This is a genomic window from Actinocorallia sp. API 0066 (genome assembly GCF_020991275.1).
In the GTDB taxonomy this organism is placed as follows: Bacteria; Actinomycetota; Actinomycetes; order Streptosporangiales; family Streptosporangiaceae; genus Actinocorallia.
Genome location: NZ_JAJLQY010000001.1, coordinates 821,734 through 835,301 on the forward strand (window position 1 = coordinate 821,734; position 13,568 = coordinate 835,301).

Genomic DNA, 13,568 nt, shown 5'->3' on the forward strand with positions numbered 1-13,568 from the left:
CCCCGATTTCTGTCGGCTTTTGTCACCCCGTCATGAGGGTTCGAGGGCCCTGGTGAGGTCGCGAGGCCCGCCCGGATCCCTCCTCCCTCCGCGAGCTTCGGCGCACAGACCAAGCACACCGCCGAGCCCGCACCCCCCGAACCGGCCTCACGAAAGACAGGTACGACGTTGGCGAACCCGACGAAAACGACGCGCAGGCGCAAGACGACCGCCTCGGACACCGAGCGGCTGGACCAGCTCTCCCTCAATGAGGTATGCGAGGTGCTGAGCATCAGCCCGTCCACCTTCTACGACTGGCGCGCCAAGAACCTCGCACCCGCCTGCTTCAAGCTCCCGAACGGACAGCTCCGCTTCTACAGGGCCGAGTTCCTGCGGTGGCTCGACGGGCTGGAGGGCTGATGGAAGGCATCAGCTACGACGTCCGCGTCTACGAGATCGAGACTCGCAAGAACGCCCAAGGCAAGACCACGTCTTACCGGGTCGTCTGGAAGGTGGAACGCCAGCGCTTCCACGAGTCGTTCAAGACCAAGGCCCAGGCCGACAGCTTCCGTTCCGAGCTGAAGACCGCCGCCAACAAGGCCGAACCGTTCGACACCGCCACCGGCCGTCCGGTCTCGTGGGCGAAGACCACGGTCACGATGAGCTGGTAAGACCTGGCCGTCGCCTACTCCGACCGAAAGTGGAAGGACGCGTCGGCCAAGCACCGGGCCGACATCGCCCGGGTCATGATGCTCACCACCATGGCGATGCTCTCCAGCGAGAAGGGCAAGCCCGACGACGCCCTGCTCCGCCGCGCCTTGACCCGGTACGCCTTCAACACCAAGCAGAGGGCCGAAGCTCCCCGCGACGTGATCGCCGCGCTGGAGTGGGCAGCGAAGAACACGGAGAACGTCGACACGCTGGCCGACCTCGACGTCGTCCACACCGTCCTGGACGAGATCACCACCCGCCGCCGGGACAACAAGCGCATGGCCGCGGTGACGACCAAGAAGTACCGGGGCATTCTCCACAACGCCCTTGAGTTCGCCGTGATCAAGAAGGCGCTGGCTGCCAATCCCCTCACCGGCCTGACGTGGATCTCGATCAGGACGTCCACCGAGGTCGACCGGCGCTCGGTCGTCAACCCCGCCCAGGGCCGAGCCTTCCTTGCGGCCGTACGCGAGCATGCACCGAGCGGGCCGAGACTCGTGGCCCTCTACGGCGCGATGCTCTACTGAGGCCTACGGCCCGAGGAAGCCGTCGAGATCACTGAGGACACCCTCCTGCTCCAGCCCCGCATCTGGAACCCCGAGACCGAGCAGCTTGAGGACCCGCCTGAAGAGGAGGACTGGGGCGAACGCTGGGTCGGAACGGTCGCGCCGGAAGTCGCCCCCGACTGGACCGACGACGGCGCGAAGCGCGACAGACGCGAAATGCCCAAGCACCGAGCAGAAGGAGAAACCCGAGGCCCGATCCCGGTTCCACCGGTCCAGAGCAGGCTCTTCCGCGAGCACCTGATCCACCACGGCACCGGCAAGGACGGCCGCCTCTTCCAGGGTGTCCGAGCCGACGTCGTCCCCGGCGACACCATCCAGAGGGTTTTCGGGCGAGCCCGCGCCAAGGTCCTGACCCCGAAGGAACTCGACTCACCCCTGGCCAAGCGCCCCTACGACCTACGGCACACCTACGTCTCGACCCTCCTGAACGCCGGTGTGTCCCCCAAACAGGTCGCTGAGTGGGCCGGCAACAGCGTCGGGGTTCTCTTGAAGACCTACGCCAAGTGCCTGGTCGGCGACGCCCACGCCTCCTGCCACCGCATCGCAGAGGCACTCCGCCGAGAGCTGCCCGGGGGAAACCCTATCCGACGGCCTCTGAACTGCTGTTGGGCAGTTGGGGGGCCATTCTTCTGTTGGCAATAGCCTCATCTCCGGATCGGATTTCTTTGAACTCTGACGCGAAGAATTTAACCCATTATTGGCGCAAGCCCTAAGCTTGAGGAAATATGCGGTGGGCTTTTGGGGGCTAGGTGATTCCAGGCGTCGGAGAGAGCGTCGAGCAGCATCGCGCGGTCAAGGTTTGCCGGATAGAGTTCGAGGATCACCTGGGCGAGTCGCATGGCGGTGGCAACATTCTCTCCGGGGGGAAGGCGGAGTCGCTCCATGGCGTCGCCAGCCGAGATGGGCAGCACTTTGACCGTTTCGCTGAGGAGGACGCGATCTATATGGTGCCCTACCATCTCGGCCACGGGACCCATAGCATTCATGATGGATAGGCTTCGATCGAGCCGCCTCTGGTGCCGCTCCTTGATCGCCCGGAGATCAAGATCGCTGAGGCCAAGGTCGCCAGCCGACAACTGCAGCAGTCCCAGGTAGTCCAGGACGGCACCCGTCCTACTGAGCCTGCCCTTCCATAGGTCGCTGATTTCGTCACAGTTGCTGTGTTGTTCTATTCCGCGAGATATGGCAACGGCTGCCGATAGATGCGTTTTGGCTGACGTTAGCAGGGCGATTCGACAACGTATCCATTGCTCGTCGCTGTCTGGGATGCGTGATTCGCAGGCGACCTTGTACCACCGGTAGCACTCGTCGAGTGTGCGGCGGTCCCTGACATCGGAGGGGTCGAGGTTATGGACTGACCGGGTGCGAAGCCTGCCGAGAATATGGGTGAAATCTTTAGCCTGGCGCTCGTCTTGGCCGAACAGATTGGCCTGACCGAAGAGGAAGTCTAGGCTTGTTCGCCAAGCCTCAGTGAACCAGGAACTGAGCCATGTCGTTGTTGCCACGAACATGTACTCGGGGGTGCCGTCTTGAAAGTCTGGCCGAGGGGCCGTTACCTTGCTGCCGATAGGCAAAGAGGTTAGTGCATCACACAGCTGTTCTAGTTTTTGACCCGCGAGCCCAAGGTCGCGCATTAGAGAGTCGATCTGGTCCCTATAGCTGGCCTCGGTGTCGTAAAGGCTCACGACCTGTCCGCCCTCTCGGCGACCTGAGGCTGTGAAATGATCTTCGGGCCGCGGCGGTCTCCGGGTTCGCGAGCTGGTTCGAGGATGGGGCCACGCAGGTTGAAAGCAAGATGGGCCTCGGGCAAAGCCAGCCCCTTGCGTAGTTCCTCATCGCTGAAGTCCATGCTCTGGAAGGGGACTGTTCGTGACAACTCGCTAACCCAGCACTGACCTTTGCGGTGGTCTTGGTCCATATGTTGGACAGTCGGGCGAAACTTCCGCGGTCGGCCAGAGGTATCGCTTGCGAGGTAGACGTTGACGATCCTGCGTCGTGATGTATGGGATTCACGCTCGGCGTTCCTGAAGGAGTTGAACGCTGCGGAGAACTCGCCGAGATGGAACTGGGCCAGGGCCCGCATGAACTCCACACGCAGCGCCGACAGATCATCACCCGATGAAAGGAGGTTAGCCAGTTCCAGGCATTCCAGCCAGTTCTGTTTCGTCAGTGGGAGAGTGAGTCGCTCTTCCGCCATGAATCGGTAGCCAGTCTTGTCGAGCCAGAATAGGTCGACCAGTAGGCGCAGGCACTTCTTATCCTCGTATGCTGCAGGATGTGTCTGAAGGAATTCTAGTGCCTTGCGGACCCCCATCTGATGGGGTTCGCGGCGGATGAGGCCGCTGACCCGTAGTGCGTACAGATAGGCGGCGAGCGGCTCATCGATGGCTGCCAGTCGTTGAAGTCTCTCCTCAGCAATTTGGGCCTCGTCGGCGAGCGCCGCAATGTCGGCGAAGCGGGAGTTGTACTTGGCCTCCTGTCTGGGGCTGAGGTCGGCTACATCGATCAGGAGCAGCCGTGAGACACATTCTGCGATGAGATCTGCCGAATCAGCCTCGGGAAGGGCTTTCTGCTTTGTGAGCTCGATGGTCACCCAGCACAGGACATCGACCGGGTAGTACTCATCCTGTGCGCCCCGCATCGCCCTGGCAGTGATCTGCACGACCCGGTCCAGCATCTCCATGATGCTCTCGGTCGGGGCTGAGGATGGGAGCGTCCCGTCAGGGCCACTGTGCAATAGTTCGTACAGTTGAGAACCGACGACGCTGGCCTGCTCTACTAGCAGACTGGAATGGATGGCTAGGCCAGTGCGGGCGCCCTGCCGCGCCACGTGTGTGTGTTCGAGGGCATCCTCCACGACTTCAACGGCCCTTAGTAGCACCTCGCTCCGCTGCTGTGAGTTCGCGGACTGCGTACGCTGTGCGAACTTGACCCACTCTCGGTAGAGATTCGTCTCCAGCAGTGCGAGCCGGGGGCTTGGGACACCCACGCGACTGTTTGCGTCAGCGATGGCGTCCGCTAGGAGGAGGTAGTACTCGCTGTACGTTTGGTCTTCATCGCCTCTGGGGCCGATTCGGGCGAGAAGGTCAACGGCGAACTGGACCTCTTCGCCGCCGAAGGTTGTGGAATCCGGACGAACAAAAGACAGCACGTCGGCCAAAGTCTCGAACTCTGCCCGGTTCGTGATGCGTTCCGCCTCGACTAGGACCCTGGCCTCGAGTTCGTTACGAGCTGACAGAGTGTAGTTCCCGTTATGGTCTTCCCCCCACTCGATGAGATCGATCTTGTTGAGGAGGTGGGGAAGGTTCTGCACACCGTCACGCCCAGCGACGCGCAGCGCCAAGTTGAGTGGTATCGGCTGGCCGTGCCGAGAAGCGATGAGAACTGTATGTACCAACTTTTCGTAGGGGCCCCGGTAGAATTCGGCGGCATCGTCCTGGTCAGCTGCTTCGCGTAGAGCCAGCTCCAGCTTGTCGATGAGGCCGGCTGCATGCAACGCGCTGGCCATTGCGGTTGGTGGTCGGTAGTCGGCCTCGTCTCTCGCCGATTGAGTCAAGGTGGTTTCGGCGTGCCTGAGCTCGAGCACCAGACCCTTACTGACGGCACCTCGGCTATCGGGCAGCAGCCGGTAGAGAGCGCTGAGGAAGGTGTTGTCCCGGAGGATGCGCGTTCGGTCTCGGGCTTGAATGAAGATGCCGAGGCCTTCGAGATGCCGCTCGAAGCGGTCGAGCTCGTTTGAGGTCAGCCGTGCCGGCGCGGAGATCTCATTTTTCGGGCGGTCGTCCTTCCTGTTCTTCTTGCCGCTCTCCTTGCGGAAGTAGCATGTTCCGACTAGGACTGTCCGGCGTCCACGCGAGTCGAGGTACCGTTTAAGGCGGGAGTATTCATCCGGGTCGAGCATGCCGTCCCAGACCAACAAGGTTGCTGGTATAGAGGCACCCTCAACCCAAGCGCAGAAAGCGTCGATCACCTCGTAAGATGGTCGGCTCGCTCGTCGCGGGATGTGCATGACTGCGTACTGTTTCTTCCCGGCGACCGCATAGGCCAGGGACGCCAGCGCGACCGTCTTGCCGGTACCGGTCTGCCCAATCAGCAAGAATGGCGGGTCTCCTTGGCTTCGGCCCTCCAGCGCCCGATCGACAAGCGTGCGAAGCGAGTTCTCGTAGTTACGCTGAAAAACAAGGCTGCTGCCGATCGCGGGCCAATACGACGACGGTTCACTGGTGCCGAGAAATTCGCGAAAGATGAGGTACCGACGTTCGTCGGACTGAACAGGTGGGGCAGAGAGGAGGTCGATCTCCATGATCTGCCCGAATGCCGACACTGAGTTCCACAGGGATGTGGGGATATCGTGTAGGTCCAGTCCGCACTGGATCTGGTGACGACCAGAGGAGAAGCGCTGAGGTGCGGTGAGCCTACCCCGAGCCTTGGCCTCCTCGATAAATGTGGCGAGGTCCTCCTCATGCGGAACGAGAACCTTCTCGTCGATCGCTGCGGCAATGAACTCGTCCTCGAGCTCCACCTCGGTGGCAGAGAATAGGTGGGCCTGCGCTCGACCGAGTCCGTGCAGGATTCCGTAAAGATCCTCGGAGTCGAACCAGTCATCCAGGCTCCATGCCTCGATGACTACGACGCCGCGTGGAGTGATGAGTTCGTCGGGTAGCCTCTTGGCCAGCGCACGTGCCTCGGCGCGGCGGGCGCCTAGCTCACGGCGGTTGGTGGGTGGCTGGCTCCCGGGCGGCTGGTCAGCGTCGCCGAACAGCAGCAGCGACTGAACTCTCACAGAGCTGCGCGGCGCGATCGGTCGGAACTCGGAAGAGCCGACAGGCTGGACCTCCCTCCATTCGCTGCGAAGGGCGCGGATGAGGAGGGAGTCAACGGCTGTGGTGAGGACACCGTTCCACGGGAGCTCGGATACGACCTGGAGCCATTCCGGGATCGCCAGACGGGAAGAGGCATCCTTAAGCGCTTGCAGCGCGGCGGGTTTCCGCTCGGACGGGATGCGTTGAAGGAGCCGGTAGACGTCGTCTGCATCGGATGTGATGCTGACTGCCCGTGCGACCGGACCTGCGAGGGGGTCTTTGCCGGTCTCCAGCAAGAGGTGTTTCTGGCCGAGAAGCAGGTACGCGGGGCCCTGCTCGAGTCTGGTGATCAGGTCCTCAGGATCGGCGTTCATCACACACCTTGGAGCTATGAGTGGGGGTGAAGGTCTAAGGTAGCTAACGGCCGCACCTGGAGTGCGTTAATTATCCCAATAGAGACATGTTGGGTGGCAGGTCATTCTTGGTTGGCTCGAGCAGAGGAGCCACCTCGCGTGGCTGTGGGGGCGACGGTGTGTCGGAGAAGCGAGGCCCAAGGCTGATCCGTAGGGGGCCTCACTTCCGCTCCGTCAGCGAGTCTCGGCGGCGTATCGCGGGCGCGCTTCGTAGATGGTGGCCAGAGTTGGGGACGTATTGGGGACAGGCGCCCGTCGTTCTCCGATGCGCCCCGCAGTCAACCGGGCGGTTGGCCAACGGTCTCTGATCCACTTACGAGCAGGTCGGTGGTCGTTTTCCCTCCTGGGAGGGACCTTCCGCCGTGGGCCGATTGTGAGCCATGTTCGGATTCTGGTTCAGTTATTCTAGGTTCGAGTCCTGGTACCCCAGCTCAAACCCTGACCTACGGCGCGTCCCTCCCAGAGGACGCGCCTTCGTCATTCCCGGCCCCCTGCGGGAGCGCATCGGTGGACCGGCGCAAGACCAGGAAGGTCGCGCTCCAGCACCTGTCCTGGGCCGAGGTCGCGCATGAGGCCCGGCTGCTGTGCCACCACGAGGGCGTCGCCAACCCGGTGCATGCCTGGCTGCTCGGCGAACTCCTGCACTACCTCGAACAGGACAACGCCGGATGCGGGGGATTCCAGAACATGGGCGGCTCCTGGGTGCCGGTGCGCAACGCGATCGCGGAGGGCACGTTGCCCTCGGCGGCGCGGGCGCGGGTCTTGACCAGGATCACCTGGCTGCTCCGGCAGCTCACCGACGCGCCCGGCGAACTCCGGGTCGAAGCCCTCGCCGAGGGCAGGACCAGCGGGCCGTGCGAGCTGCTCAAGAACCTCAGGGCTGAGCCCGGCCTCCTCGTCCCCTCGGGCGAAGGCGAGGTCGTCTCGTTCCGGCTGAGCCTGCCGACGAGCCTGGGCACCAAGCGAGGCACCGGGGAGGCCGGTTTCATCCGCGGCATCGACGCCGCCGTCAACCGCTTCCACGCCGAGGTCCTCACCTCCCTGAAGCTCGCGACCTCCCCAACCAGCCCGTGACGGACATGTTCCCGACCGGGGGCGGCCGCGTGAAGCTCCCCGTCGTGTAGGGCGATCTGCTGATGTGGCCTCGTTACGCGTCCGACGGGAGGGGCGAGGTGGTCGGATACTCGGTGGCTTGGGGCCGACCCGCGACGCCGCCGGGCCGGGATGGGCGGATCGGCCGGGAGTCGACCTTGCCCTGGCTGCGGCGGCGCCGGCGGGACGGGCCCGGCCGGCGGAGGCAAGCTGTCGCCGAGTGGCGAGGAGCCGCAGGTCGGAGGGGTGCCCACCGAGGCATCACGAGTAGTAGGGGGTGTCCTCGTGATGGTGGGCGGGTGGGGTTGGGGAAGTGGTTTTGCGTTGGGTCGGGAAGCCGGTATCGTTTGTCTCGCTGGAGGGGTTGCCGGGGTTCATCGGGAACGGCCTTCGGTCTTTGCCTCCGTCGTCTAGTGGCCTAGGACGCCGCCCTCTCAAGGCGGTAGCGGCGGTTCGAATCCGCTCGGAGGTACGCTTCTTTTTGGAAGTGCGTTAACTGCATAGGTGGCCTGCCTCCGTCGTCTAGTGGCCCAGGACGCCGCCCTCTCAAGGCGGTAGCGGCGGTTCGAATCCGCTCGGAGGTACTCGCTTCACAAGCCCCGATCCCTGATGGGATCGGGGCTTCTTCGGCGTTGGGCGACACGTGGGGAGGCCAGGCGGGTGGCGAGCGCGATCCAGGAAGAGCAGGCGAAGATCAGCTGGCTGTACGGGCTGCTCGACGCGGCGCGGCGCAGCGCCGAAGGGTCGGCGCGGGCCGAGGCCGGCGGCGGCGCCGGATTCCAGCAGCGCGCCGACCGCGAAACCGCCGAACACGAACGGCACCGCAGGCTCACCCAGCTCGCCGCGGTGGAACGCGGCCTGTGCTTCGGCCGGACCGACGCCCGCGACGACACCCTCTACATCGGCAGAATGGGCCTTCGTGACGAAGAGGGCGAACCCGTCCTGATCGACTGGCGGGCGCCCGCCGCGCGGCCCTTCTACACCGCGACGTCCTTCGACCCCGGCAGCCTGACCCGGCGCCGCCACATCCACACCCGCGGCCGCACCGTCGTCGACCTCGACGACGAGGTCTTCGACCTGGAGGGCATGCGCCCCGACGACAGGGCGAGGCTCGTCGGGGAAGCGGCGCTGCTGTCCACGCTGCGCAAGGGCCGCACCGGCAGGATGAGCGACGTCGTCGCGACGATCCAGGCCGAGCAGGACGAGGTGGTCCGGGCGGCCTTCCAGGGCGTCCTGGTGGTCCAGGGCGGGCCGGGCACGGGCAAGACCGTCGCCGCGCTCCACCGGGCCGCCTACCTGCTCTACACGCACCGCGACGCGCTGAGCCGGCGCGGCGTCCTCGTGATCGGGCCGAACCCGACGTTCCTGCGGTACATCGAACGGGTCCTGCCGGGGCTCGGCGAGACCGACGTGGGCCTGGCGACGCTCGGCGAGCTGTTCCCCGGCGTCCACGCGACAGCCGTCGACGCGCCTGACACCGCCGTCGTCAAGGGCGACGCCTCCATGGCGGACTTCCTGGCCGCCACGCTCGCCCGCCTACGGCCCGTCCCGGATGAGGACATCACGATCGAGGCGGATGGCATGCCCGTCACGCTCTCCGCGCAGGCCGCCCTACGCGCCCACGAGCATGCGCTCGCCCTACGCGCCCCGCACAACGTGCAGAGGCGGATCTTTGTGCACGAGGTCCTGGCGGCGCTTGCCGAAGACCAGTTGGAACGCCTGGAGAAGAGCGCCGACGAGCCCTTGCTGAAGCTCCTGGAGGAGGGAGCCCTCGGCAAGGAACTCCAGGAGATCCTGGCTGACGACTCCTCTCTGCTGCGTGACGAGCACGACGTCGAACTCGCCAAGGAGACGCTCTGGCAGGACCCCGCCGTGCGCGCGCTCATCGACGGGCTCTGGCCGGAGCTCGCAGCGGAGGAGTTCGTCACCGACGTGTACGCCGACCGGGAGTACCTCGCTGAGAGCGGCCGGGAGGCACTGCACCGTAAGCCGGGATCACCTTGGACGATCGATGACGTTCCCCTTCTGGACGAGGCGGCGGAGCTGTTGGGCCACGACGACAGGGAGGGCCGCGCGCGTGACCGCGAGCAGGAGGCGCGTAGGCAGGAGGAGGTCCGCTACGCGCTCGGCGTCCTCCAGGTGACGGGCGTCGAGGGCGTCACCGCCGCCGACCTCGCCGAACGGCAGCGCGCGGAGCGCGGCCCCGTCACCGCGGCCGACCGGCTCGCCGACCGCGAGTGGGCCTACGGCCACGTCATCGTCGACGAGGCGCAGGAGCTGTCGGCGATGGCCTGGCGGGCCGTCATGCGGCGCGTGCCGACCCGCTCGCTGACGATCGTGGGCGACCTCGCCCAGACGGGCAGCGCGGCCGGAGCGCGCACCTGGGACGCGATGCTCTCCCCGTACGTGCGGGAGCGCTGGCGGGAGCTGCGGCTGCTCGTCAACTACCGGACCCCGGCGGGCATCATGCGGCTCGCCGAGGACGTGTTGGAGGCCGTCGATCCGGGGGCCGAGGCACCCGCGTCGGTGCGTGAGGAGGGCGACCCGCCTGTCGCGGTCGCCTTGGACTCGCCAACCGGTCTGCGCGCGCTGGTGGACGCCGAACGGGCACGGATAGGCGAGGGACGGGTAGCGGTGATCGCGTCGCGGTCGTGGCACGGGCCCGCCTCCGACGCGCTGCCTGACGTGCCCACGGGCGTCACCCCCGAGTCGCTGGACGAGCCCGTGGTCCTGCTCACCGCCACCGAGTCCAAGGGCCTGGAGTTCGACTCCGTGATCGTCGCCGACCCGGCGGGCATCCTCACCGCGTCACCCACCGGTGGGCACGACCTCTACGTCGCCGTCACCCGGGCCACCCGCCGCCTCACCGTCGCCCACAACGGCCCGCTCCCGACCTGCCTGGAACGCCTGCACCACTGAGCGGAGCCTTGGCGCGCGGCCGGGCTCAGTCGGAGACGAAGGAGCCCGAGGCTTCTCCGGCCGTGTAATTGACGATGTCGAGGGTGACGCTGGTGAGGGTGAGCCGCACCCCGTCGGCGCAGATGCCGGAAGGGGTGCCTTCGGTGACGCTGACCCGCACCTCGATCTCGTAGGGCGCGGCCCGCACGAGGTCGGCGACCGCCTCGCAGTCGACGCCGCCGACCTCGGTGCGGAGGTCGCCGACCCGCTCGCCGACGTCGCCCTCGTCGATCTCGAGCCGGATCCGGTCGCCGTTCGTCTGGTCGTTCCGCCAGGTGCCGGAGAAGCGGTCGGGCACCGAGGTCGGTGGGACGGAGACGGGCGCCGCGGCCTGCTCCGTGCCGGGCGTCGTCGGCTTGGCGCCGCCCGCGCCGGAGGGGTCGTCGTCGCGGAGCGCGGAGAAGAGCGCGAACCCGGCGACGAAGGCGAGGGTCGCGGCCGCCGCCCGGACGTGACGCCCGTACCCGCGCCGTCGCGGGGGCGGCACCCGGGTCCCGCCGTCGTCGATCACGGTCGGCGGCGCGTAACGCACGCCCGTCACCGGCTCCGGCCCCGGCGGAGGCACTCGCGCCCCTCCCACCGACGCCCGCGAAAGCACGTCCCCGGAAGACGCGGCATCCGCAGGCACAACGTCTGAGGCCCCTCCGGGTGATGCCGCCTCCGCGGTGGTCTCAGGCACGCCACCCGAGGCCCCGGAGAGCAACGCCTCAGATGACGCCGCGTCAACAGCGGTTCCGGCTATGGCGGGCTCAGGAGGGGGCGGTGAGGCGGTGAGTTTGAGGAGGGCGGCGGCTTCGGCGGCGTTGGGGCGGTCTTCGGGGTTCTTGCTGAGGAGGGCGGTGAGGGCCGGAGCCAGGGGGCCCGCGTTGGTGGGCGGTGTGGGGGTGCCGTGGGCTATGGCGAGGAAGACGGCGCTGGCGGTGGGGGCGGAGAACGGGGGGCGGCCCTCGACGGCGTGGTAGAGGGTCGCGCCCAGCGACCACAGGTCGGACGCCGGGGTGACCGGCGCGGCGGCGACCTGCTCGGGCGACATGAAGTGCGGCGTGCCGAGGACCGAACCCGTCTGGGTGAGCTGCCCCTCGCCCTCGACGGCGGCGATGCCGAAGTCCGTGAGGACGACCCTGCCGTCCTCCAGCAGGATGTTCGCGGGTTTGATGTCCCGGTGCACGACGCCGCCCGCGTGCGCGGCCCCCAGCGCCGCCAGGACGGCCGCGCCGATCTCCGCCGCCCGTTCGGGTGCGAGCGGCCCCTCGGCGGCCACCAGGTCCGCCAGGGAGCGTCCGTGCACGAGCTCCATGACGATCCAGGGGATGCCGTCGGCGTCCGTCACCAGGTCGTGCACGGTGACGATGCCGGGGTGCCGCAGCACCGCGGCGGCGAGGGCCTCCCGCTCGACCCGCGCGACGAGCCGGGCGCGGGCCGCGTCGTCCAGGCCCGGAGGCAGGACGAGCTGCTTCAGGGCGACCTCGCGGCGCAGCCGTTCGTCGGTGGCGCGCCACACCACGCCCATGCCGCCCCTGCCGATGACGTCGGCGAGCCGGTACCGGTCCGCGACGAGCGTGCCCTGGTCCATGCGTTCATCGTGTCACGCTCCGGCCACGACGGAATCATCACTTTCCTCAGTGGGCCAGGGGGATGCGCGCCTCCACGATCTTGCCTACGGGAAGCGGGGTGGTCGTCAGCTCGGCTAGCGCGGTGAGCACGGTGAGGCCGAAGCCGCCTGTCTCGTCTCCCGGACGGGGCTCGGGAGGGTCGGGCAGCGCGTCGCGGACGCCGACGTTCAGCGCGCCGTCGCGCACCGCGAGGGTGAGCCGCACCGGCGGCTTGCCGTGCCGTACCGCGTTGGTGACGAGCTCGGACACGAGCAGGGCGGCGGTGTCGACGAGCGCGGTCAGCCCCCACTCCGTGAGCGTGCTCACGGTGGCGCTGCGCGCGTGGCGGACCGGCGCTGGCACGTCGTCGAGATTCCAGGTACGCGATCGGGCGTACATGCGGGCTCCTTCCCTCGGGCTCCTCCTGACAGACGTCCCAACTCGCCGCCCATGACGCGGTTTCTACGGGCTTTCCCGTGGAGGTACAGGCATGTCCCCTCGAAGTCCCGAGGGGGGTCCCGGATACGTCCCGGTTCGTGGCGGGACGGGGAGGGGACGTCCGTCCTTCGTCCGGGGTCTTCCGGGGACACGAACGTTGCCCCTGGTAGACGGGACTGGCGGGCAGGGATCGTCTCCGGTAGGGCGCCGCGTCGTGGCGCACGAAAGAAACGGGGCGGAAGCCGATGAACATGACCGGAACCTGGGAGAACAGACCCGCGGAAGCGGAGCCGCGCACCGAAGGCGGTGTCCTGTGGGCGTGGGCGGGCGCGGCGGCGGGGGCCGCCGGTGTCGCGGGCATCCAGGCGAGCCTCGCGATCAGCGCCGCCTACGACCCGGACAACCGGGGCGACGTGGTGAAGATCGCCGAGGAGTTCGCCACCACGACGACGCAGCTGACCGTCATGCACGTGACGCTGATGCTGGCGACGGTGCTGCTGCCCGTCTTCGCGGCGGGCCTTTACCGGCGGCTGCGCGCGCGCGTCCCGGCCGACAGCCTCCTCCCGTCGGTGGCGGCGCTCGGCCTTGTCCTGACGTCCGTGGCGACGCTCATGGGCACCGGCCTGGACACCGAGCTCATCTTCGGCGCCGCTGACGACGCGGCGGTCTCGCCGGAGTTCCTCACCTTCGGCTCGCACTGGGTGGGCACGATCCCGTGGCTGTGGGTCGGCTCGGGCCTCACCGGGGTGGCGCTGGCCGCCGCGAGCTTCCGCTACCGTGCCGTCCCCCGCTGGCTCGGCGCCGTCGCCGCCCTGTTCGGCGGCCTCACCCTCCTCACGGGTATCTCGCCCCTGCAGTACATGGCGGGCTTCCCGGGCCCGGTCCTGGTGCTCATCGCAGGGCTCGGCCTCGCCTTCAGCCGCCGCTGACCCGCGTGCGGTCCACCGCCCCGGCCGACGTGTGCCGGGGCGCAGCCTTTCGGTCGTCCGAGCAGGCAGGATGGTGGACGCGAAGGGA

At 67.3% G+C, this 13,568-nt stretch carries 10 protein-coding genes and 2 tRNA genes; 8 read left to right on the plus strand and 4 right to left on the minus strand.

The window, feature by feature from the left end:
* Positions 1-168 precede the first annotated feature (168 nt).
* The 3 genes from LO762_RS03835 (at position 169) to LO762_RS03845 (ending at position 1,217) form a co-directional block, all read left to right on the plus strand.
* A complete protein-coding gene (locus LO762_RS03835; protein ID WP_230612440.1) occupies positions 169-399 on the plus strand; it encodes an AlpA family transcriptional regulator in 231 nt (76 codons plus the stop codon).
* Entirely contained in the window at positions 399-650 is a 252-nt protein-coding gene (locus tag LO762_RS03840) for a hypothetical protein (RefSeq protein WP_230612442.1), read from the plus strand. The genes LO762_RS03835 and LO762_RS03840 overlap by 1 nt, the downstream gene beginning before the upstream one ends.
* A gap of 75 nt (positions 651-725) precedes the next feature.
* Positions 726-1,217, plus strand: coding sequence for a hypothetical protein (locus LO762_RS03845; RefSeq protein WP_230612443.1), 492 nt, complete (start codon positions 726-728; stop codon positions 1,215-1,217).
* A gap of 725 nt (positions 1,218-1,942) precedes the next feature.
* Here LO762_RS03845 and LO762_RS03850 read toward each other — a convergent pair.
* Both LO762_RS03850 and LO762_RS03855 read right to left on the minus strand, forming a co-directional pair.
* A complete protein-coding gene (locus tag LO762_RS03850; protein WP_230612445.1) occupies positions 1,943-2,941 on the minus strand; it encodes a hypothetical protein in 999 nt (332 codons plus the stop codon).
* A complete protein-coding gene (locus tag LO762_RS03855; protein ID WP_230612447.1) occupies positions 2,938-6,432 on the minus strand; it encodes a hypothetical protein in 3,495 nt (1,164 codons plus the stop codon). Before LO762_RS03855 ends, LO762_RS03850 begins: the two co-directional genes overlap by 4 nt.
* A 546-nt stretch (positions 6,433-6,978) precedes the next feature.
* Here LO762_RS03855 and LO762_RS03860 point away from each other — a divergent pair.
* From LO762_RS03860 to LO762_RS03875, 4 genes are all read left to right on the plus strand, one after another.
* Positions 6,979-7,545 (plus strand): hypothetical protein, encoded by a 567-nt coding sequence (locus LO762_RS03860; RefSeq protein ID WP_230612449.1) that lies wholly within the window; start codon positions 6,979-6,981, stop codon positions 7,543-7,545.
* Positions 7,546-7,962: 417 nt separating this feature from the next.
* Positions 7,963-8,035 (plus strand) — tRNA-Glu (locus LO762_RS03865).
* 39 nt (positions 8,036-8,074) lie between these two features.
* Positions 8,075-8,147 (plus strand) — tRNA-Glu (locus tag LO762_RS03870).
* A 76-nt stretch (positions 8,148-8,223) separates the two neighbouring features.
* On the plus strand, positions 8,224-10,482 hold the full coding sequence (locus tag LO762_RS03875; RefSeq protein ID WP_308103267.1) for an AAA family ATPase: 2,259 nt from the start codon (positions 8,224-8,226) through the stop codon (positions 10,480-10,482).
* 25 nt (positions 10,483-10,507) lie between these two features.
* Here LO762_RS03875 and LO762_RS03880 read toward each other — a convergent pair whose 3' ends face one another.
* Together LO762_RS03880 and LO762_RS03885 are read right to left on the minus strand one after the other, a co-directional pair.
* Positions 10,508-12,094 carry a serine/threonine-protein kinase gene (locus LO762_RS03880; protein ID WP_230612453.1) on the minus strand — a complete coding sequence of 529 codons (1,587 nt, stop codon included), beginning with the start codon at positions 12,092-12,094 and terminating at the stop codon, positions 10,508-10,510.
* 46 nt (positions 12,095-12,140) lie between these two features.
* Positions 12,141-12,512 (minus strand): ATP-binding protein, encoded by a 372-nt coding sequence (locus tag LO762_RS03885; protein ID WP_230612455.1) that lies wholly within the window; start codon positions 12,510-12,512, stop codon positions 12,141-12,143.
* 284 nt (positions 12,513-12,796) lie between these two features.
* Between LO762_RS03885 and LO762_RS03890 the strand changes: the two genes are divergently transcribed.
* Complete coding sequence (locus LO762_RS03890) at positions 12,797-13,480, plus strand: hypothetical protein (RefSeq protein ID WP_230612457.1); 684 nt, start codon at positions 12,797-12,799, stop codon at positions 13,478-13,480.
* Positions 13,481-13,568 lie beyond the last annotated feature (88 nt).

Bases quoted from the DNA above. Each gene is read 5' to 3' on its own strand.
- LO762_RS03845 (WP_230612443.1), top strand. From the start codon at position 726: ATGATGCTCACCACCATGGCGATGCTCTCCAGCGAGAAGGGCAAGCCC.
- LO762_RS03855 (WP_230612447.1), bottom strand. From the start codon at position 6,432: ATGAACGCCGATCCTGAGGACCTGATCACCAGACTCGAGCAGGGCCCC.
- LO762_RS03885 (WP_230612455.1), bottom strand. From the start codon at position 12,512: ATGTACGCCCGATCGCGTACCTGGAATCTCGACGACGTGCCAGCGCCG.
- LO762_RS03890 (WP_230612457.1), top strand. From the start codon at position 12,797: ATGAACATGACCGGAACCTGGGAGAACAGACCCGCGGAAGCGGAGCCG.
- LO762_RS03880 (WP_230612453.1), bottom strand. From the start codon at position 12,094: ATGGACCAGGGCACGCTCGTCGCGGACCGGTACCGGCTCGCCGACGTC.
- LO762_RS03840 (WP_230612442.1), top strand. From the start codon at position 399: ATGGAAGGCATCAGCTACGACGTCCGCGTCTACGAGATCGAGACTCGC.